This is a genomic window from Poseidonibacter parvus (assembly GCF_001956695.1).
GTDB classification, from domain to species: domain Bacteria; phylum Campylobacterota; class Campylobacteria; order Campylobacterales; family Arcobacteraceae; genus Poseidonibacter; species Poseidonibacter parvus.
This window is the reverse complement of record NZ_CP019070.1, coordinates 1,594,832-1,615,852: the sequence shown is the minus strand read 5'-3', so window position 1 is coordinate 1,615,852 and position 21,021 is coordinate 1,594,832. Positions and strand designations below refer to the sequence as shown.

Here is a 21,021-nt window from a genome sequence, read left to right as displayed (position 1 = left end):
ATGGCAAAAATAACTCTTTCAAATTTAGCTCATAGTTATATGAAAAATCCAAAAAATAAAGAAGACTATGTACTTCAACCTCTAAATCATGAATGGGATGATGGAGCAGCATATGCACTTTTAGGACCTTCTGGTTGTGGTAAATCTACTTTATTAAATATTATCTCAGGAATTTTAACACCTTCTGAGGGAAGTATTTTATTTGATGACAAGGATGTGACTTTTGCAGATACTACAAATAGAAATATTGCACAAGTTTTTCAATTTCCTGTAGTATACGACACAATGACAGTTCGAGAAAATTTAGAATTTCCTTTAAAAAATAGAGGAGCAAATAATCAATATATTGATCAAAGAGTAGGTTCAATTGCAAGAGCAATTCAAGTTGAAGATATTTTAGATAAAAAAGCAAGAGGCTTAAGTGCAGATGCTAAACAGAAAATATCATTAGGTCGTGGAATGGTTCGAGAAGATGTAAATGCTATTCTTTTTGATGAACCTTTAACTGTAATTGACCCTCATATGAAATGGGAATTAAGAACACAACTTAAAGCCTTACATAAAGAATTAAAACATACAATGATTTTTGTAACACATGATCAAACTGAAGCTTTAACTTTTGCAGATAAAGTTGTTGTTATGAATGGAGGACATGTATTACAAATAGGTACTCCTGAAGAATTATTTGAAAAACCTGCACATACTTTTGTTGGATACTTTATTGGCTCTCCAGGTATGAATGTTTTTGAAGCAAAAGTTACGGGTAATATTGCTAACCTTCAAGGCTATGAAGTAAATCTTAACTCTACTTATAAATCTTTACAAGGAAAAATTGAACTAGGAATAAGACCCGAATTTATTGAATTATGTGAAGATGGAGAAGGTATAAAAATAGAAATTAGTCGTATTGAGGATGTTGCTCATCATAAAATTGTAAGAGCAAAATATAATAATAGAAAAGTAAATATTATTGTTCCTGAAGATGTAAAAATTACTCCAACTATGAATAGTATAAAATTTAAATTAGAAGGTGTAAATGTTTATGTTAATGATTGGTTAGTAGAAGGAGAGTTACTATGAAAAAAACAGTAAATCAAAAAGCATGGTTTTTAGTATTACCTGTATTGTTGCTTGTAGGTTTTTCTGCAGTTATTCCTTTAATGACAGTTGTGAATTATTCAGTACAAGATACTTTTGGAAATAATCAGTTCTTTGCTGTTGGATTAGAATGGTTTGAAGAAATTCTACATTCAGAACGAATTCATGATGCCTTGGGAAGACAAGTTCTTTTTACCTCTATAATTTTACTGATTGAAATTCCTTTAGGAATATTTATAGCTTTACATATGCCTAAAAAAGGTTTTTGGGCATCAGCTTGTTTAATTTTAGTTGCTTTACCACTTTTAGTACCTTGGAATGTTGTTGGTACAATTTGGCAAATTTTTGGAAGAACTGATATTGGACTATTAGGACATACACTAGCTTCTTTTGGTATTGAATATAATTATACTCAAAATGTGTTAGATGCATGGATTACTATTATTGTTATGGACGTATGGCACTGGACATCACTTGTTGTACTACTTTGTTATGCTGGTTTACAGTCAATTCCTTCAGCCTATTATCAAGCAGCGAAAATTGATCAAGCATCTAATTGGAATGTATTTAGATATATACAACTTCCTAAAATGATGGGTGTTTTATTAATTGCTACATTGTTAAGATTTATGGATAGTTTCATGATTTATACAGAACCAATGGTTGTAACAGGTGGTGGTCCAGGAAATGCTACAACTTTTCTTTCTATTGATTTAGTAAAGATGGCAATAGGACAATTCGATTTAGGACCAGCTGCTGCATTTTCATTAATATACTTCCTAGTTATATTATTGACATCTTGGGCATTTTTTACAATCATGACAAATATTGATAAGCAGGAGAATTAAGATGAATAATTCAAAAATAAAAACAGGTTTTTTCTCAAGTAAATCACCTATGATTATGCTGATTTATATAATATTTTTAATGTTGCCAGTTTATTGGTTAATAAATATGAGTTTTAAAACAAATGAAGAAATATTAGGAACTTTTTCACTTTTTCCTAATAACTTTACATTTGATAATTATATTATAATCTTTACAGATCCCTCTTGGTATTGGGGATATATAAACTCAATGACATATGTTGTTCTTAATACAATAATATCTATAGCAGTTGCTTTACCTGCAGCTTATGCATTTTCTAGATATAAGTTTTTAGGAGATAAACATTTATTCTTTTGGTTATTAACTAACAGAATGGCACCACCTGCTGTATTTGCGCTGCCATTTTTTCAACTTTATTCAAGTGTTGGTTTATTTGATACACATATAGCGGTGGCTTTAGCTCATACATTATTTAATGTACCATTATCTGTTTGGATATTGGAAGGCTTTATGCGTGGTGTACCAAAAGAGATAGATGAAACTGCGTATATTGATGGTTTTAGTTTCTTTGGATTTTTTACAAAGATTTTCACTCCATTGATTGCGTCTGGTATTGGAGTTGCAGCATTTTTCTGTTTTATGTTTTCTTGGGTAGAATTATTACTTAGTAGAACATTAACATCAGTTAATGCAAAATCAATTGCAGCAACAATGACAAAAACTGTATCTGCTTCAGGAGTTGATTGGGGTGTACTAGCAGCAGCTGGTGTACTTACACTTATTCCTGGTGCTATTGTTATATATTTTGTTCGTAATCATATTGCCAAGGGTCTATCTCTTGGACGAGTTTAAGGAGGTTTAATATGGATTTATCATGGATGGCATGGACAAGTGGAACAGCTACGTTTTTCATTTGTATTTTTGTAGCTTTGATGGGTATGATAGTTTGGGCAATTAAATGGCCTCAAGCTCCAAGAGTAGGGATATTAAGAATTGAAACTACTCCTGGTGACCGACTTTTTCTTAGTCTATTAGGTTCTGCATTTATTAGTTTAGCCTGGTTAGCAATATTTGGTGCTCCAATTTATGGAGGAATGATTGTTTGTTTTATTTATGCTCTAGCGGTTTTTCGTTGGGTATAAAAACTATTTGTAATACATTTAACTTTTAAGGAGAGAAAAATGAAAATTAAAAATAAAATTACTACATCGGTTCTTGGTGCAATGTTAGGTTTAAGTGCAAGTACTTTAAGTGCTGCAGATATGGGTAAATGGATTGAAGAATTCCAACCTTCTGCGCTTACAAAAGCAGAACAAAAAACTGAAATGGATTGGTTTGAAAAAGCTGCAATGCCTTATAAAGGGATGACTATTAAAGTTGTATCTGAAGGTATAGGAACACATGTTTATGAAAGTAAAACATTAACAAAAGCATTCTTTGATTTAACAGGAATAAAAGTTATTCATGACATTATTGGTGAAGGTGATGTTGTTGAAAAATTGCAAACACAAATGCAAACAGGTCAAAATATATATGATGCATATATTAATGATTCAGATTTAATAGGAACTCATTGGAGATACAAGCAAGCTAGAGATTTAACAGATTGGATGGCGAATGAAGGAAAAAGTGTTACTAATCCTAATTTAGATTTAAAAGACTTTATAGGTACTTCTTTTACAACTGGTCCAGATGGTAAGTTATATCAGTTACCAGATCAACAATTTGCTAACCTTTATTGGTTTAGATACGATTGGTTCACAGATAAGAAAAACATGGCTGACTTTAAAGCTAAATATGGTTATGAATTAGGTGTTCCTGTAAACTGGTCAGCATATGAAGATATCGCAGAGTTCTTTACTGGTAGAGAAATTGATGGTAAAAAAGTTTATGGACATATGGATTATGGTAAAAAAGATCCATCTTTAGGTTGGAGATTTACTGATGCATGGATGTCAATGGCAGGTATGGGTGATAAAGGTGAACCTAATGGTCTTCCAGTTGATGAATGGGGAATTAGAGTAAACGATAAGTCTCAACCAGTTGGGTCTTGTGTTCAAAGAGGGGGAGCTACAAACTCGCCAGCAGCTGTTTATGCAATTGAAAAATACTCTGAATGGTTAAAGAAATATGCACCACCTAGTGCTTCTGGTATGGTATTCTCTGAAGCTGGACCAGTTCCTGCTCAAGGTGAAATTGCTCAACAAATGTTCTGGTATACAGCATTTACGGCTGATATGGTAAAAGATAAAATTGCTGTAGTAAACGAAGATGGTACTCCAAAATGGAGAATGGCTCCATCTCCACATGGTGCTTATTGGGAAGAAGGAACAAAAATTGGTTATCAGGATGCTGGTTCTTGGACTTTAATGAAATCAACTCCTGTTAAAAATGCGCAAGCTGCATGGTTATATGCACAGTTTGTTACATCAAAAACAGTTGATGTAAAAAAATCGCATGTTGGTTTAACTTTTATTAGAGAATCAACAATTAATCATGAATCATTTACGAAAAGAGCACCAAAACTTGGTGGTTTAGTAGAATTCTATAGATCACCTGCTAGAGTGCAATGGTCTCCAACAGGAACAAATGTACCTGACTATCCAAAGTTAGCACAATTATGGTGGCAAAATATAGGTGATGCTTCTTCTGGAGCTAAAACAGCGCAAGAAGCTTTAAATTCACTTTGTTTAGCACAAGAAAAAGTTCTTAAAAGACTTGAAAGAGCTGGTGTACAAGGTGAGATTGGTCCAAAATTAAATAAAGAGAGTGATGCAGAGTATTGGTTAAAGCAACCAGGTTCTCCTAAAGCTAAATTAGCGAATGAGAAACCAACTCCAGTAACTATTTCTTATGACAAATTAATTAAGTCATGGACAAAATAATAAACTAAAAAATAGTAAAAGTTGAGAGTTTTTCTCAACTTTGCTATACTTATATTTAAATAACTAACAAAACTAATATACTTAAGTAGGCAATCATGAAATACATTTTAGCAATAGATCAAGGTACAACTTCAAGCAGAGCAATACTATTTAATAAAGAAATGAAAATTGAAGCAACTTCTCAAGAAGAATTTCCTCAATACTTTCCAAATTCAGGATGGGTTGAACATAATCCTAATGACCTTTTTCAAACAGTAATAAATTCTTGCAAGAATGTATTAAAAGAAGCTAATGCTACAATTGAAGATATTGTATCTATAGGAATAACTAATCAAAGAGAAACAACTGTTGTTTGGGATAAACATACAGGAGAAGCAGTTTATAATGCAATTGTATGGCAAGATAGAAGAACAGCTAAAGAATGTAATGAATTTAAAAAAGATGGTCATGAAAAAATGATTATGGAAAAAACTGGTTTATTGTTTGATCCTTACTTTTCAGGAATGAAATTACGATGGATTCTTGAAAATGTTGAAGGTGCTAAGCAAAAAGCCTTAAATGGTGATTTATTATTTGGAACAGTTGATTCCTTTTTAATTTGGAAACTAAGTAATAAACAAAACCATGTCACAGATGCTACTAATGCTGCTAGAACTATGATTTTTAATATTAAAACAAATGAATGGGATAAAGAGATTTGTTCTTTGTTAGATATTCCTATGAATATATTACCTGAAGTTAAAGACTGTGCAGATGATTTTGCTTCTGTACATAAAGATTTTTTTGGTAAAGAAATACCAATTAATGGTGTTGCAGGAGATCAACAATCAGCACTTGTAGGTCAAGCTTGTTTTGAACCAGGAATGGCAAAATCTACTTATGGTACAGGTTGTTTTGCAATACTTAATCTCGGAGAAAATATGGTTGTATCAAAAAATAGACTACTTACAACTATTGGATATAGGTTGAATGGAAAAACAACATATGCATTAGAGGGTTCTATTTTCATTGCAGGAGCAGTTGTTCAATGGCTTAGAGATGGTCTAAAAATTATAGAAGAAGCAAGCAATGCACAAGAAATGGCACTTAATGCAGATGAAAATCAACAGCTTTATTTAGTACCAGCTTTTACAGGACTAGGTGCTCCTTATTGGGATATGGAATGTAGAGGTGCTATTTATGGTTTAACTCGTGGTTCTGGTCCTAATGAATTTGCAAAGGCAGCATTAGAAAGTGTTGCTTATCAAACAAGAGATTTAATTGAAGCTATGTTTGATGATTGGAATAGTTTTGAAAAAAGCAATAGTAATAAAAAATCTGTTTTAAGAATTGATGGTGGTATGTCTTCATCTAATTATACAATGCAATTTCTATCTGATATGTTAGCAATGGCAGTAGATAGACCTGAAATACTTGAAACAACAGCGCTAGGAGTTGCTTGGTTAGCAGGTATGAAAGCAGGTTTTTATCCTAATGAAGAAGGTTTTTCTGATTCTTGGAAACTTGAAAGAAAGTTTGAACCATCAATGGATGAAGAAAAAAGAGAAATTCTTTATGATGGTTGGAAAGATGCAGTTCAACGAACATTATCTTAGCTTTTGAAATAAACTATTAATTTATAAAATGGTATTATTCATTTAAAATTTTAATGAGAATAATACAGGACAAACATGGAAGAATACATACTTTTAATAGATACTGAAGACGCAAAAGGTTTAGTATATAATATCTCAAAAGTGCTTTTTGCAAATAACTTAAATATAGAACAAAATACTGAATATGTTGACAAAGAGACAAATAAATTCTTTATGAGATCAATAATATCAGGAAATGTTTTAGAGAATATACTTTTAAAAGAGTTAAAAGAAGTCTTACCTCAAAATGCAGAAATAAAGTTAAGCAAAAAATCTAAGAAAGATATAGTTATTTTAGCTACAAAAGAATCACATGTTTTAGGTGATTTACTTATTAGATATATTGATGGTGAGTTAAATGCAAATATTAAAGCGGTCATTGCAAACCATGAAGATTTAAGATCACTAGTTGAAAACTTTGATATTCCATTTACATGTATAAGTGCAGAGGGATTAAGTAGAGAAGATCATGAAGAAAAAGTAATTGAAAAAATCAATGAGTATGAACCAGAGTTAATTGTTTTAGCAAAATATATGAGAATATTAACTCCAAATTTTGTGGTAACATTCCCTAAAAAAGTTTTAAATATTCACCATTCATTTTTACCTGCATTTATTGGAGCAAATCCATATAAACAAGCACATCAAAGAGGTGTTAAGATTATTGGAGCAACTGCTCATTACGTTACAAATGATTTGGATGAAGGTCCAATTATTTTCCAAGATGTTGTAAATATTGATCACTCTTATTCTTGGCAAGATATGAGAAAAGCAGGGCGAAATGTAGAAAAAATTGTATTATCAAATGCACTACATATGTTACTTGATGATAAAGTATTTGTTCATGGAAATAAGACGGTAATTTTATAATGTTTAATTTAGTTTTATTAGAACCACGAATGCCAGGAAATGTTGGAACTATAGGAAGACTAGCTTTTGCAATGGATTGTACTTTACATCTAATTAAACCTTATGGTTTTGGTGATATTACAGAAAAAGAAGTAAGAAGAGCAGGGCTTGATTACTGGTTTGAACTTGATGTAAGAGAATATGAAAATATTGAAGAGTTTTGGGAAAAGAATCCATTCTCTCCAAGACATTTTTTTGCAACTACTAAAACAACTCAAAACTACTTTGAAGCAAAATTTGAAGTAGGTGATTACTTCTATTTTGGACGTGAAGATGCTGGACTTCCTCAAGAAATATTAGATAAAAGTAAAGAGGCTTGTATTACAATTCCTATGACAAATGAAGCTAGAAGTTTAAATATTGCAAACTCTGTTTCTATTATTGCTTATGAGGCATTAAGACAAAACTACAACGACTTCAAGTAGAGATTAAATATGTTTAATATATTGGTTTTAGAAGATGATGAACTTTTTGCTTCTACTTTAGAAGACTTTTTAGAAGATGAAGGTTTTGAAGTAGATATTGCAAGTGATGGTGAAGAGTGTTTAGATTTAAACTATGAAAAAAACTATGATTTGTATATTTTTGATATTAATGTTCCTAAAATCAATGGCTTAGATTTATTAAAGCAACTACGTAATTCAGGTGACCAAACACCCTCTATATTTTTAACATCATATAAAGATAAAGATACTTTAAAAGAGGGTTTTATAAATGGTTGTGATGACTATATTAGAAAACCTGTTGATTTAGATGAATTGATTTTAAGAATAAAAGCTTTACTAAAAAGAAATAAAAAACAATTTGATATAGTAGAATTAAATTCAACGCTTACTTTTAATCCTGATACAAAAAGAGTTTTTGAAAATAATTGTGATTTAAATCTTCCTGTAAAACTTACAGAACTTTTAGAACTTTTTATTGAAAATAGAGGCTCAATTGTTACAAAAGAAATGATTATTTCCAAATTATGGAATGTTGATGAAGATTATAGTGAAGGCTCTATTAGAGTTTATATAAATCAAGTGAAAAAACTTTTAGGGAAAGAATCCGTTTTAAATATTAAAGGTATTGGGTACAAAGTTGAATTCTAAGAAAAAAGATTTTCTAATTTCTATTTCAATTGTTTTTATTTTCACACTAATAATAGTTTTATATGTTAATTATGTTTTAATCTCTCTTTTTGGTTTAAATCAAGAAAATTTTATTTATATAATTATTCCTTTGTTACTTTTAGCTCTAGGTATTTTTCTTAGTTTTACATCAAGTATTTTAAAGCCTTTATTTACAAGTGATGATAACTTACAAAAAAATTTAAAAGAAACTATACATGAGTTAAATATTCCTGTTTCAACTATAAAAATGAATACTCAGCTTTTAGAAAAAAGTATAAAAGATGAAAAGAGTTTAAAACGTCTTAATAGAATTAAACAAGCTTCTAATAATCTTATAAAATTATATGACGATATGGAATATGATATAAAAAAAGAAATAGATGTAATTGATAAACAAGAATGCTTTTTAGATGAGATAATTGCAAATTCAATAAATAAATTTGATGATATAAAAAAAGATGTAATAATTAAATCAAGTATTCCAAATATCAAGCTTTTAACTGATATCAATGGTTTTGAAAAAACAATTGACAATCTTATTTTAAATGCGATTAAATATAATAGTAGTGAAGATCCCATTGTTGAGATTACATTTGAGAATAATATTTTATCTATATTTAATAAGGGTAAAAAAATTGATACAAAAAATTTACTTATAATTTTTGATAGATATTATCAATCAGATTCTTCAAGTGAAGGCTTTGGTTTAGGTTTAAATATTGTAAAAGAGTTTTGTGATAAAAATAAGATTGTTATTAAAATTGATACATTTAAAGACGGAAATACATTTAATTTAAATATAAAAAATATACTAAAATAAAAAGGAGTTATTATGATAATAGATGAAAGTTTGGTTTTTGCCATTGCAATTATAATTTTTGCATTAATTATAGTTTTAAAAGGGGTTAGAATTGTTCCTCAATCAGATTTATATATTGTTGAAAGATTGGGAAAATTTAATAAAGTTCTTCATGGTGGGTTTCATTTAATCATCCCTGTAGTTGATTCGATTAGAAATGTTTTAACTTCAAGAGAACAATTAGTTGATATTGAAAAACAATCAGTAATTACAAAAGATAATGTAAATATTTCAATTGATGGAATTGTTTTTTGTAAAGTAGATGATGCACAAGAAGCTACATATAATGTAGTAGATTTTAAAAATGCTATTGCAAACCTTGCAATGACAACTTTAAGATCTGAAATTGGTGGAATGGATTTAGATGATACTTTATCAAATAGAGAAACATTAAATGCAAAACTTCAAAGTGAATTAGGAAGTGCAGCTGCTAACTGGGGAATAAAAGTAACTCGTGTTGAAATATCTGATATTTCTGTTCCTGCAGAAATTGAACGAGCTATGAATATGCAAATGGAAGCTGAAAGAGAAAAAAGAGCTATTGAAACAAAAGCAAGAGCAGATAAAGAAGCCGTAATTAGAAAAGCTGAAGGATTTAGACAAGAAGAGTTCTTAAAAGCAGAAGCAATTGAAAGAATGGCAGATGCAAAAAGATATGAACAAGAACAAGTTGCAGCAGGACAAATGGAAGCTATGCGATTAATTAATGAATCAATGTCTTATAATAAAGATGGTGCAGAGTTTTTACTTGCGAAAGATAGAGTTGCTGCTTTTAAATCATTAGCTGAAAGTCCATCAAATGATAAAATGATTTTACCTTATGATGTTACACAAATGATTGGAAGTACAAGTGTTCTTGGTGATGCTTTTTTCAAAGGTGTAAGTAACGAGAATACAAACAATGCTTAGTGTAATTGACCCATATATCTTACTTGGAATTGGAATTGTTTTAATTGCACTTGAGGCTGTTATTACATCATTTATTCTTATTTGGTTTGGAATAGGGTTTATGTTAACTGCACTAATCTCATATTTTTATGCTTTTGATGATGGAATTTGGCAACTTGCAATTGCCTCTTTTATTTCTTTATTGTTATTAGCAATATTACGAAAGAAAATTTTTAAAAGTTTTTTAAACCCAGAAAAAAAGATAAATGACAATTTTTTAAATGAAAAAGGCTTTGGAATTATAAAAAATCAAAAGATTTTTTATAAAGGAACTTATTGGGAAATTGATGGTTCAGTTGATGAATCAATTTTTACTGAAGGTGAAAAAGTAGTTGTTTCAAAAACTTATAAAAATTTTGCAATAATAAATAAAAGGTAAAAAGTAATGGATATAGAAGTTTTAAAAGATTTAATTGATTATGGTGTTATTGCACTTTTAGTATTTATGAGTTTTTTATCTGTTTGGTTTTTTATAGAAAGAATGTTTTTTTATAAAAAGCTAGACGTAAAAACATATAAAAATAAAAAAAGTTTAGATGTAGCACTTACTCGTAATCTTACGATAATAGGTACAATCGCATCAAACTCTCCTTATATTGGATTATTAGGAACTGTATTAGCTATTATGCTTACATTTTTTACAATGGGAAATGGTGATATTGAAGCTGCAAAAATAATGAGTTCCTTAGCACTTGCACTAAAAGCTACAGCTGCTGGCTTAGTTGTAGCAATTATTTCTCAAATCTTTTATAATATTTTAGGAAGATATGCTGAAGTTTTAGAGAGTGAATATGAAACTGAAGAAGTTTGAATCAATAAATGTAATACCTTTTATTGATGTATTATTAGTTTTATTAACAATTGTTTTATTAACTTCTACTTTTATTTCAAAAGGAATTATTCCAGTTTCACTACCTGATGCTAGTAGTGCAGATGATATGAAACCTAAAAAAGAGATTGTAATTACAATCAAAAAAGATAACACTATTTTTGCAAATAAAGATATTTCAGGAATTGAAGCAATCAAAAAACATGTATTATTAAGCCCTAAAGATACACCTATTCATATAAATTCTGATAAAGAATCTAAGTTTGATACTTTTGTAAAAGTATTAGATATGTTAAAAGAAAACGAATACTCAAATATTTCTATTGTGACGGAAAAATGAATCGATATTTAAACTCTTTTTTTATCACCGTTTTTTTATATGGAAGTTTAGCTTACGGTTTATTTGTAGTTTTTGAAGATAAGAAAATTATACATAAAGAAACAAAACCTTTAAAAACTATTTCTTTAAATCATGTACAAATAAAAAAAGAAGTTGTTAAACCAAAAGAAATAGTTGAACCTAAAAAAGAAATTGTAAAACCTAAAAAAGTTGAACCAAAAAAAATAGTAAAAAAAGAAAAACCAAAAAAGAAGATTATCAAGAAGAAAGTTGTTAAAAAAAAGGTAGTAAAGAAAAAAATAGTTAAGAAAAAGAAAATTGTAAAAAAGAAGATAGAAAAGAAGATAGAAAAAAAAGTAATTAAGAAAAAAATAGTAGAACAAAAAGTCGTAAAAAAAGTGATAGAAGAACCTGTTTTAAAACCTGTAAAAAAAGAAATAGTTCAAAAAACAGTTAATAAAGAAGCTAAACAAGTTGATATAAAAAAGGATTATTTGAGTAAACATTTAGCGCAAGTTAGAAGACATATTATAAAAAACGCAAAATACTCTAAGCGTGCCAAAAGACTTCGTATTGAAGATACTGTAAAAGTTAAATTTACTCTTCTTTCAAATGGAAAAGTAAAAAATATTCAAGTTTTAAGTGGAAACAAACATCTTCACAAATCAGCTATAAAAGCTGTTGAAAAAGCTTCTGTTTCCTTTCCTAAAGTATCAAAAAGTATCGATATTATAATACCAATACTATATAAACTTATTTAAATTTTTCGTATATTTTTTGTTCTAATTCTTCTATTGTTTCAATTGCACCTTCTTCATGATTAGAAAATCCCCAGTTAACAAGTACAGAATCAACTCCTGCACTATTTGCAGCAAGTATATCTTTATGTGAATCACCAATCATTTGGGCATTTACATTTGTAATACTGTGTTTATTTAAGATTTTATTTACCATTTCAGGATGTGGTTTTGGATTCTTCACACTATCATAACCTAAAATAGTAGAAAAATTAGCTCCAATACCTACATGATCTAGCATTTTTTTTGCATATTGTGAATTTGCATTTGTAGCAACAGTTAAAACAAAATCACCTTTTAAGTCATCAATTAACTTTGCAATTCCATCATAAAGTACTAAATCTGTTAAACAATGTTCATTGTAATACTCTTCAAAAAGTTCGGTTTGCTGTTGTGTGAACTCTTTTGTTCCATAGAAAAAATCAGCTGAATTTAGATGGGGTTCATTTACTTTTTCTAAAATATAATCTTTTTCTAATCTTTCAAAGCCAAGATTTTCTCTTACATAATTTATAGTATTTGTAATAGCAAAGCCACTATCAATTAAAGTTCCATCCATATCAAACATAATTAAACGCATTTATTTTCCTAAAATATATTTTTTGTATTATATGATTTAAATGATAAAGTAAGATTAAATTTTAGAAAAATTATAAAAATAGGACAGTTTGTATCCTCATTTAACAAATACTTAACAAATACTTGTTATACTACGAAACAATTTAGGGTATTACTAGATTAATCCTCCTACTAAACTGATTATATACGAGCTTAGTATCCTATATACTATTATAATAAATTTGAATGCGGCTTCACAAATCTTTGTGAAGCTTTTTTTTTGTATAATATTTTCTTTGGAGTTCTATAAATGAAAAAAATCTTACCTTTTTTAACAATAATCATAATAATAGCTGTAATCGTAATAATATTTCTATCAATGTCTAATAAAAAACAAATGGTAGTAATTCATGAAGGTAATCATACTCATCAGCCTGTTAATATAAAACATGATCATTTTCAAGATACACAATGTGGAATGACAATTACTCAAGATGACAATTCTGCACAAGCAGTATCTCCTGATGGAAAAACGTGGTTTTTTGATGATGTTGGATGTTTAGTACTTTGGTACAATAATATTAAATTTAAAGAAAAAGCTACTTTATGGGTTTTTTCAAATGATACAAAAGAATATATAAATGCAAGAGATGCTTGGTATAGTAGAACTGAAAGAACACCAATGGGATATGGTTTTGGTGCATATAAGGAAAAACAAGAGAAATTTATATCTTTTGAGGAAGTAGTTTTAAAAATGATTAGAGGTGAAAACCTTACAAATCCATATATCAGAAAAGAATTAGTAGGTAACTAATGGAAACTATAAGTATATTAACTATTGTTTCTATCGCTTTTTTAGGCTCTTTTGGTCACTGTGTTGGAATGTGTGGTGGAATTGTAATCGCATATTCAAGTACAAAAATTAAAAGTGAATGGTCTAAAAAAATGCAGACTACTGTTCATTTACTTTATTCACTTGGAAGAGTTACAACTTATACAATTCTTGGAGCATTATTTGGTCTTGTTGGTGGAGTTGTTACTTTTGATAATTTAACAAGTGGTATTTTACTTCTTACAACTGGTTCTATGATGGTTTTAATTGGATTGTCTTTAATGGGAAAAATTAAATTTCTTACTATGTTAGAGCATTCATGTTCAAAATCACCACTTTATCAAAGTACTTTCAAATCACTAATTGGTTCTGATTCATTGATGAGTTTTTACTTACTTGGAATGCTAAATGGACTACTCCCTTGTGGTTTTGTATATGTTTTTGCAATAACAGCTGCAAGTACAGGAAGTGCTTTTTGGGGTGCTTTTGTAATGTTTATTTTTGGACTTAGTACTATTCCTGCTTTATTCTCTCTTGGTTTTTTCATTGGACTTTTTAAACAAACTAATTTAAGAGATTTATTTATTAAAATGGCTTCTTTTTTAGTTATTGCTTTTGGACTGTATATAGCTTATTTAGGTTATGAATACATCATTGATCCAACAAAAAGCATACTAAGCTGTCATATTTAAAACTATTAATTCAATAGTTTTATCTATTTTTCTATATAATCCCGATAATTATTACAAACAAAATTTTTTAAAGGAGGATACATGATTAGTAAATCAAAAAAATATTTTACAATTTTTGGAATATTAGCAGCTACTGTTGATAAAAAAATGCAATCTTTAAACTGCATGATAGATGCAATTTTAGATAGCTTCTTGCCAAAAATATTAAAAATATTACTAGCAAAAGAATTAAAACCCATAAACTTAGATTCAACAAATAAAATATAAAAAAACCAGGAATATAAATAATGAATAAAAAAATATCTACAAGCTTAGGGCTAAGCTTACTAATAGCCACAAATATCTACGCAAATGACACTGCCCAATTAGACGAAATCACAGTTACAAGTGCTACAAAATCAAGCCAATCAATCAAAGATGTTACATCAAATATAGATGTTATTACAAAAGAAGAATTAGAAGAAAGAAACTTTACTACAGTTTCTGAAGCTTTAAATACGCTTGCTGGTATTTCATATACTAGTAATGGTGGATTAGGAAAAGCAACTTCAATTAGAGTTAGAGGCTTTGATTCTGATAGGGTTCTACTACTATTAGATGGTGTTAGACTTAATGACCTAACTGGAACAAGTGGTGCACAAATACAGCATTTGCAAATATCGGATATAAAACAAATTGAAGTAATTAAAGGTGCACAATCAGGAATCTGGGGAGCTGATGCTACTTCTGGAGTTATCAATATTATTAGTAATCCAATTAAGAGTGGTTTACATGGAAATATTAATCTTGAAGCAGGTTCCTTTAATACAAAAAAGATATCTACGAATATTTCTTATAAGAATGAAAAAATATCTACAAAAATTTCGCATTCATTTTTAGATACTGACGGTTTTACTGCTCAAGCGCCAAGAGGAACTGATGTTAATAGTTATGAAAAAGATGGTTATATAAATAGAACAACATCTGCTAAAGTGGATTATAAATTAAATGATTCAAATAAAATTGCTTTATCCCATACCTTTATAAATGCAGACAATGAAGCAGATTCATATAATAATCCAAATGGAAGTAGTGATTCAGAATTTAAAAATAGAATTACAAGTGTAAATTTAGAGAATATATCTTCAAACTTTACAACTGATATAAGTTTTAAAAGATCAGACTTTAAAAGAAATTATCCAACTGGCTATACAAAATCTTTTAATGGAGATATTAATGAGTATGGAATTAAAAGTAATTTAAAATATAATACGGATTCTTTTTTATTATTTGGGTTTGATTATAAAGATTTTGAGCATAAAGATGACATAAATGAGAAATATAACAATAAAGGTATATTTTTAACTAATAGCAATAAGTTTAATAATCTTGTGGTAACAGAATCATTAAGATATGACAAGTATACAGCTTTTGATAACAAATTAACAGGAAAATTAGGTCTAAAATATAGCTTTAACCAATCTATTTATTTATCGGCTAATGCAGGAACAGCTTATAATGTACCAACTCCTTATGAAAGATTTGGACCGTATTCAAATTCAAGTTATGATTTACAACCAGATACAACTAAAAGTGCTGATGTAACTTTTGGATTTAATGGCCTTAAATTAACATATTTCCACAATAAAATTAAAAATATGAAAACTTTTGATAAGAGCACTTTTGAATATGCTAATTTAGATGGTACATCAACAATTAAAGGTTTTGAAATTGAATATAAAAAAGAGATATTATTAGACCTTCTTACAACTTTAAATTATACAAAAAACTATGCAAAAGATAATGAAAAATATAAACTTGAAAGAGTTCCTACTGAAACTTTTAAAGTAAGTTTTGATTATTATGGTATAGACAAACTACACATTGGAATTAATAGTGAATATGTTGGAGATAGAGTTGAATATTCTTATGGAACACATACTGTTGATGCAAGAACAGGAAATTATACAGTTTGGAATTCAGTTATAAATTATGAAATCAACAAAACTTTTTCAACATATTTAAAAGTTGATAATTTATTTAATAAATACTACCAAACAGTTGATGGTTATGCAACAGCAGAGAGAAGTGCTTATGTAGGTTTAAAGGCTACATTCTAATATGAAAAAAATTATATTTATTCTTTTTATCTTTTGTATAAATTTATTTGGGGAGATCAGAATAGTAACTTTGACTCCTTCAATAAATGAAATAGTTTATGCTCTTGGAATGGGAAATAGTGTAGTAGCTAATACTCAATATTGTGATTTCCCAATTGAGTCAAAAGACGTAAAGAAAGTAGGTGGATATGCAACTATATCTTTAGAAAAAATTATAGAAGCAAAGCCTACAGTTGTAATTGCTCAAAATTATGATGAAAAACTATTACGAAATTTAAAGAGTTTAGATATAAAAACTTTAGTATTTAAAACAGATACTATTGATGCTATTAAAAAAACTATTAAAACTTTAGGAGAGTATTTCCAAAAAGAAGAAAAAGCAAATGAGTTAATATCAAATATTAACTCTTCTTTATTTTCTTTAAAAGGAATTACTTCAAACAAAAAAGTTTTAATAGTAATAGGTCCTAAAAAAAATCTAAACAATCAGATTTATATTACAGGGAATCATCTTTATTTTGAAGATATTATAAAAGCTTCAGATAATAAAAATGCATTTTTTTCAACAAGTAAAAATCAACCAGTTGTAAATAGTGAAAAAATTATCAATATGAATCCTGATATAATAGTTCTTTTATCTCCTTTTTTAGATGGAAAAATTGAAGAACAAAAAGAACTTATGTCTAATTGGTTAGAGTTACCTGTAAATGCTGCAATTAAAAAAAATATTTATATTGTAGATAAACTGTATGCTGGAATACCAAGTCAAAGAGTAGTTTATTTTATAAATGATTTTAAAAAGATATTAGAAAATGTTAGAAATAAATAAATACAATAGTGATATCTTATATGATGTTACTTTTTCTTTAGAAGAGAATGAAAATCTTCTTATATTAGGTGAAAATGGAGCAGGGAAGTCAACTCTTGCAAAAGTTTTATCTAATCTAATTGAAAACAATAATGTGAAGCTTTTTGATGAAAATCTATGTGATTTAAGTGACAAAAAAAGAGCAGAATATATAAACTATATTCCTCCAAAACTATCAATATTTGATGAGTACATAACTTTACGAGAATTCTTTGAATTAGCATGTATTGATCAAGTTGATAATAAAAAAATAGATGAATTAATTGATATTTTAAATCTAAAAAAGCTTGAATATAAATATTGTAAAGCTTTTAGTTCAGGGGAAAAACAACTTCTTCTTTTAGGTTCAAGTATTTTACATAATGCCAAAATTACTATTTTTGATGAATTGACTGCAAACTTAGATATTACAAGATTAAAAGAGGTTTTTGATATTTTTAACTCAGATTTTCTAAAACAAAAAATTATAATTACTCATAATCTTGATTTAGCTTATGCTCTAAAATTTAAAGTTTTATATATGAGAGATGGGAAAATAGAATTTTTTGGAAAGCATGATGAGTTTTTTTGTAATGAAAATCTTAAAATGTTTTATAATGATTCAATAACAAAAATAAATGAACATTTGGTCGTAAACTTATGAAACTAGGTTTATATATATTTTCTATAATTATTTTAATAATCTCTCCTTTCTTAGGTGAAATCACTTTAAATCTAAAGGAACTATTTGATTCAAGTACTATTACATATAAAGTATTTTGGGAGCTTAGGGTTTCTAGAGTATTACTAGCTTTTTTTGTTGGTGGAATACTTGCTTTAAGTGGTTTGATATTTCAAATAATATTTAAAAATGCACTTATAACTCCTTATACTTTAGGAATTGCAAGTGGTACGACACTGTTTACTGCAATATCAATAGTTTTCTTTCCTGCTATGATTTTATCTATATCATCTGCATTTGGTTCACTTATCACTATTACAATTTTATACTATATTTCAAAAAACATCAATAAAAACACAATAGCAGTTTCTACAAACTCAATACTTTTAATTGGTATTGCCTTATCTTACTTTTATTCATCTGCATTGATGTTAGTATTTTATATGAGTAACTTAGAGCAAAACTATTCAATAGTAAGATTTACACTAGGAAGCTTAGATACAGTTGGTTTTACAAGTTCTTTTGTGATTTTTGTAATGGCTACAATTATGTACTTTACTATTTATGTAAATAGAGCAAAGATAAAATTGCTTCTAATCTCAAATGATACTGCATTTTTAAAAGGTCTAAATGTACATAAGTTAAATCTTCTTTTACTTATAGTTATTTCTATTTGTGTAGGTGTTAGTATTAGCTTTGTTGGTCCCATTGGTTTTATTGGTTTAGTAGTTCCACATATTATAAAGCTTATTTATAAAAAAAGTGCGGATCAGTTAATTTTTCCAGTATTTTTCTATGGAGGAATATTTTTAGTAATGTCTGATTTAATTGCTAGGAATTTAAATACAGCTTCAAGTTTGCCTATTGGAGTAGTGACTGCATTTATTGGTGCTCCTTTCTTTGTATATCTATTAATAAAAAGAAATAAAAAGGATTAATATCAAGGCTTTATGTATTAGTGCAACTGCGTCAAATCAAGGTAAAACCATTTTAACAACGGCTTTACTTTATCATTACAAAAAATCTGTAAGACCATTTAAAATTGGTCCTGATTTTATTGACCCTTTATTTCATGAAAAAGTATGTGATACAAAAAGTGTAAATCTTGACACTTGTATTATGAATAAAAATCAAGTTAAATGGATGTTTAATAAATATTCTAATAAAAATATTTCTATATTAGAAGGTGTTATGGGCTTTTATGATGGCATGGATAAAGGCTCATCTGCTTATGATGTTTCAAAACTTCTAGATATACCAACAGTAGTAATTTTAGATGCAAGTGGCTCTTATACGACCCTCAGTGCAATAATAAAAGGTTTAAAAGAGTATCGAGAAGGAAATACTGTAAAGGCAGTTGTTTTTAATCATGTATCTTCACAAATGCATTTTGAACTTATAAGAAAACAAGTAGAAAAAGATTTTGATGATATTGTGATTTTAGGTTGGATAAAAAGTAAACTTGACTCTTTAGATTCAATTCATTTAGGACTAGATTTAGGTGATAATGATAAAGAAAAATTAGAAGAAATATCAAAAGAAGTATTGACAAATATTGATTTAAAAAAACTAGAAAATATAGCTTCTTCAAATTATGAAACTAATGATATTTATCCTTTTGAGAAAATAGAAAAATACAATAAACATATAGCTGTTGTAAATGATGATAACTTTGCATTTCTCTATCATGATAATTTAGAATTTTTAAATGAGCATTTTTCAAAAGTTACAATTGTAAATAGTATTAAAGATGAGATAATTCCAAATGATTGTGATATTGTATTTATTTGTGGTGGTTATATTGAAACACAAAAAGCATACGATAAATTTAAAAATTCAAATAACTTCAAAAATTCTCTTGTAAATCATGCTAAAACCAAAGCTGTTTATGGTGAATGTGCTGGGCTTATTTTACTTGGTAGAAAAGTTGATGATAAAGAGATGTTAAATCTTTTATCTTTAGATTTTGAACTAACAAATAGACCAAATAGGTTAGGGTATTATGACAATGATCTAGGTATAACAGGACACGCTTTTCATTATACAAAGATTATTACAGATGTTAAAGGTGAATATACTTTATACAAAAAGAAAAATGAATATGAAATTTATGCTGCCTTTAAAAAAGAAAAAGTTTTTGGAACTTACTTACATACAATGTTTAGAAACAACTTTTCAAAGATAAAAATATACTTTAATCTTTAGCATTAATGTTGGTCTTTTATGCAAGTAACTAGGAGTAAAACTCTTAGTTTAGTTTTCCTGTTCGTAGTCTATAAGCCCAATCATCTCTACCATTTTGACTAGCTTTTAAAGCTGCTTTTTCTGTATCATAAGGAATTTTACGTAATTGAATATCATATTTATCATCTTCAATTGTTAAAATTACATAAGAAGCTTCTGGTGTATTATTTTCAATAGTATGATTATTTGGAATGTTTTTAGTACATGCTTGAAGCCCAACTGAACCTGGGTTTATTACAACTTGTCCTGAACTTAAATTTACACATCTTGGAGTACAAGAATTCCCACAAAATATAAATTTTGATTTAATATCATCTAATATTTCTAATATTTTTTTATCATTATGAAGCTCTAATCTTCCACTTGATGCATCTTCTAACATATATAAAGAATCATCTTGATATGTTCCATGAACCATATAAAAATCATCGCCTATTAGTTTTTCAAAAGGTAACTCTTGAATCCAATATAAAACTTCATCATTCAAATCATTATAAACAAATTTTAGTGTTTCATTTATTTCAAGTTGAGCTAAAGATGCTTCTAGAATTTGTCTATCTTCATCTCCTAAAAGAGTGATGAAATCGTTTTTTCTAATTAAATCGTATGTCTCTTTCGGAGCAATAGGTCCGAAAAAAGAATCTCCAAGATTTAGTAATACATCAACATGATTTTTTTTAGTATCATCTAAAACTGCTTCTAAAGCGTAAACATTAGATTTTATGTCAGATAAAATTGCTATTTTCATTAATTTCCTTTTTTTTGTTAATTCTTTTTTATTATAATTTTTACTTATGTAACTTAAAACTAATTTTAATAATAATA

At 28.0% G+C, this 21,021-nt stretch carries 25 protein-coding genes; 23 read left to right on the top strand and 2 right to left on the bottom strand.

Going from position 1 to position 21,021, the window contains the following annotated elements:
• The 15 genes from LPB137_RS08060 to LPB137_RS14035 all read left to right on the top strand — a co-directional run bounded on the left by LPB137_RS08060 (window position 1) and on the right by LPB137_RS14035 (window position 12,206).
• Entirely contained in the window at window positions 1-1,080 is a 1,080-nt protein-coding gene (locus LPB137_RS08060; RefSeq protein WP_076086810.1) for an ABC transporter ATP-binding protein, read from the top strand.
• A complete protein-coding gene (locus tag LPB137_RS08055) occupies window positions 1,077-1,946 on the top strand; it encodes a carbohydrate ABC transporter permease (protein WP_076086807.1) in 870 nt (289 codons plus the stop codon). The genes LPB137_RS08060 and LPB137_RS08055 overlap by 4 nt, the downstream gene beginning before the upstream one ends.
• Window position 1,947: 1 nt before the next feature.
• Window positions 1,948-2,778 (top strand): carbohydrate ABC transporter permease, encoded by an 831-nt coding sequence (locus tag LPB137_RS08050; RefSeq protein ID WP_076086804.1) that lies wholly within the window; start codon window positions 1,948-1,950, stop codon window positions 2,776-2,778.
• Between the two features lie 11 nt (window positions 2,779-2,789).
• The gene (locus LPB137_RS08045) at window positions 2,790-3,068 is read left to right on the top strand and encodes a DUF2160 domain-containing protein (RefSeq protein ID WP_076086801.1); all 279 of its coding nucleotides are present in this window, start codon (window positions 2,790-2,792) and stop codon (window positions 3,066-3,068) included.
• 39 nt (window positions 3,069-3,107) lie between these two features.
• Entirely contained in the window at window positions 3,108-4,811 is a 1,704-nt protein-coding gene (locus LPB137_RS08040) for an ABC transporter substrate-binding protein (RefSeq protein ID WP_076086797.1), read from the top strand.
• Window positions 4,812-4,906: 95 nt separating this feature from the next.
• Window positions 4,907-6,406, top strand: a complete 1,500-nt coding sequence (glpK, locus tag LPB137_RS08035) for a glycerol kinase GlpK (protein WP_076086794.1) — start codon at window positions 4,907-4,909, stop codon at window positions 6,404-6,406.
• Window positions 6,407-6,481: 75 nt separating this feature from the next.
• The gene (gene purU / locus LPB137_RS08030; protein ID WP_076086791.1) at window positions 6,482-7,315 is read left to right on the top strand and encodes a formyltetrahydrofolate deformylase; all 834 of its coding nucleotides are present in this window, start codon (window positions 6,482-6,484) and stop codon (window positions 7,313-7,315) included.
• Complete coding sequence (locus LPB137_RS08025; protein WP_076086788.1) at window positions 7,315-7,779, top strand: tRNA (cytidine(34)-2'-O)-methyltransferase; 465 nt, start codon at window positions 7,315-7,317, stop codon at window positions 7,777-7,779. The genes purU and LPB137_RS08025 overlap by 1 nt, the downstream gene beginning before the upstream one ends.
• 9 nt (window positions 7,780-7,788) lie before the next feature.
• Window positions 7,789-8,448, top strand: coding sequence for a response regulator transcription factor (locus tag LPB137_RS08020; protein ID WP_076086785.1), 660 nt, complete (start codon window positions 7,789-7,791; stop codon window positions 8,446-8,448).
• Entirely contained in the window at window positions 8,438-9,289 is an 852-nt protein-coding gene (locus LPB137_RS08015) for a sensor histidine kinase (protein WP_076086782.1), read from the top strand. The genes LPB137_RS08020 and LPB137_RS08015 overlap by 11 nt, the downstream gene beginning before the upstream one ends.
• 18 nt (window positions 9,290-9,307) lie before the next feature.
• Window positions 9,308-10,237, top strand: coding sequence for an SPFH domain-containing protein (locus LPB137_RS08010; protein WP_083657334.1), 930 nt, complete (start codon window positions 9,308-9,310; stop codon window positions 10,235-10,237).
• Window positions 10,230-10,655: an NfeD family protein gene (locus LPB137_RS08005; RefSeq protein WP_076086776.1), complete on the top strand. Its 426-nt coding sequence runs from the start codon at window positions 10,230-10,232 to the stop codon at window positions 10,653-10,655. Before LPB137_RS08010 ends, LPB137_RS08005 begins: the two co-directional genes overlap by 8 nt.
• A gap of 6 nt (window positions 10,656-10,661) precedes the next feature.
• Window positions 10,662-11,087 (top strand): TonB-system energizer ExbB, encoded by a 426-nt coding sequence (exbB, locus tag LPB137_RS08000; RefSeq protein ID WP_076086773.1) that lies wholly within the window; start codon window positions 10,662-10,664, stop codon window positions 11,085-11,087.
• A complete protein-coding gene (gene exbD, locus LPB137_RS07995; protein ID WP_076086770.1) occupies window positions 11,068-11,445 on the top strand; it encodes a TonB system transport protein ExbD in 378 nt (125 codons plus the stop codon). Before exbB ends, exbD begins: the two co-directional genes overlap by 20 nt.
• The gene (locus tag LPB137_RS14035) at window positions 11,442-12,206 is read left to right on the top strand and encodes an energy transducer TonB (RefSeq protein WP_083657185.1); all 765 of its coding nucleotides are present in this window, start codon (window positions 11,442-11,444) and stop codon (window positions 12,204-12,206) included. The genes exbD and LPB137_RS14035 overlap by 4 nt, the downstream gene beginning before the upstream one ends.
• Here LPB137_RS14035 and LPB137_RS07980 read toward each other — a convergent pair.
• Window positions 12,199-12,822, bottom strand: a complete 624-nt coding sequence (locus tag LPB137_RS07980; protein WP_076086764.1) for an HAD family hydrolase — start codon at window positions 12,820-12,822, stop codon at window positions 12,199-12,201. The genes LPB137_RS14035 and LPB137_RS07980 overlap by 8 nt on opposite strands.
• A 288-nt stretch (window positions 12,823-13,110) precedes the next feature.
• On the opposite strand from LPB137_RS07980, the gene LPB137_RS07975 reads away from it, so the two are divergent.
• The 8 genes from LPB137_RS07975 (at window position 13,111) to LPB137_RS07940 (ending at window position 20,157) form a co-directional block, all read left to right on the top strand.
• Window positions 13,111-13,614, top strand: a complete 504-nt coding sequence (locus LPB137_RS07975) for a hypothetical protein (RefSeq protein WP_076086761.1) — start codon at window positions 13,111-13,113, stop codon at window positions 13,612-13,614.
• Window positions 13,614-14,324, top strand: coding sequence for a sulfite exporter TauE/SafE family protein (locus LPB137_RS07970; protein ID WP_076086758.1), 711 nt, complete (start codon window positions 13,614-13,616; stop codon window positions 14,322-14,324). The genes LPB137_RS07975 and LPB137_RS07970 overlap by 1 nt, the downstream gene beginning before the upstream one ends.
• Window positions 14,325-14,405: 81 nt before the next feature.
• Window positions 14,406-14,591, top strand: coding sequence for a hypothetical protein (locus LPB137_RS07965; RefSeq protein WP_076086756.1), 186 nt, complete (start codon window positions 14,406-14,408; stop codon window positions 14,589-14,591).
• Between the two features lie 20 nt (window positions 14,592-14,611).
• Window positions 14,612-16,423 (top strand): TonB-dependent receptor plug domain-containing protein, encoded by a 1,812-nt coding sequence (locus LPB137_RS07960; protein ID WP_076086755.1) that lies wholly within the window; start codon window positions 14,612-14,614, stop codon window positions 16,421-16,423.
• 1 nt (window position 16,424) lies between these two features.
• Entirely contained in the window at window positions 16,425-17,252 is an 828-nt protein-coding gene (locus LPB137_RS07955; RefSeq protein ID WP_076086753.1) for an ABC transporter substrate-binding protein, read from the top strand.
• Window positions 17,236-17,934: an ATP-binding cassette domain-containing protein gene (locus LPB137_RS07950; protein ID WP_076086751.1), complete on the top strand. Its 699-nt coding sequence runs from the start codon at window positions 17,236-17,238 to the stop codon at window positions 17,932-17,934. The genes LPB137_RS07955 and LPB137_RS07950 overlap by 17 nt, the downstream gene beginning before the upstream one ends.
• Window positions 17,931-18,890 carry a FecCD family ABC transporter permease gene (locus LPB137_RS07945; RefSeq protein WP_076086749.1) on the top strand — a complete coding sequence of 320 codons (960 nt, stop codon included), beginning with the start codon at window positions 17,931-17,933 and terminating at the stop codon, window positions 18,888-18,890. Before LPB137_RS07950 ends, LPB137_RS07945 begins: the two co-directional genes overlap by 4 nt.
• On the top strand, window positions 18,877-20,157 hold the full coding sequence (locus tag LPB137_RS07940) for a cobyrinic acid a,c-diamide synthase CobB (RefSeq protein WP_337251434.1): 1,281 nt from the start codon (window positions 18,877-18,879) through the stop codon (window positions 20,155-20,157). The genes LPB137_RS07945 and LPB137_RS07940 overlap by 14 nt, the downstream gene beginning before the upstream one ends.
• A gap of 43 nt (window positions 20,158-20,200) precedes the next feature.
• Here the strand turns inward: LPB137_RS07940 and LPB137_RS07935 are convergent, their stop codons facing one another.
• Window positions 20,201-20,944, bottom strand: a complete 744-nt coding sequence (locus LPB137_RS07935; RefSeq protein WP_076086745.1) for a metallophosphoesterase family protein — start codon at window positions 20,942-20,944, stop codon at window positions 20,201-20,203.
• Between the last annotated feature and the right edge of the window lie 77 nt (window positions 20,945-21,021).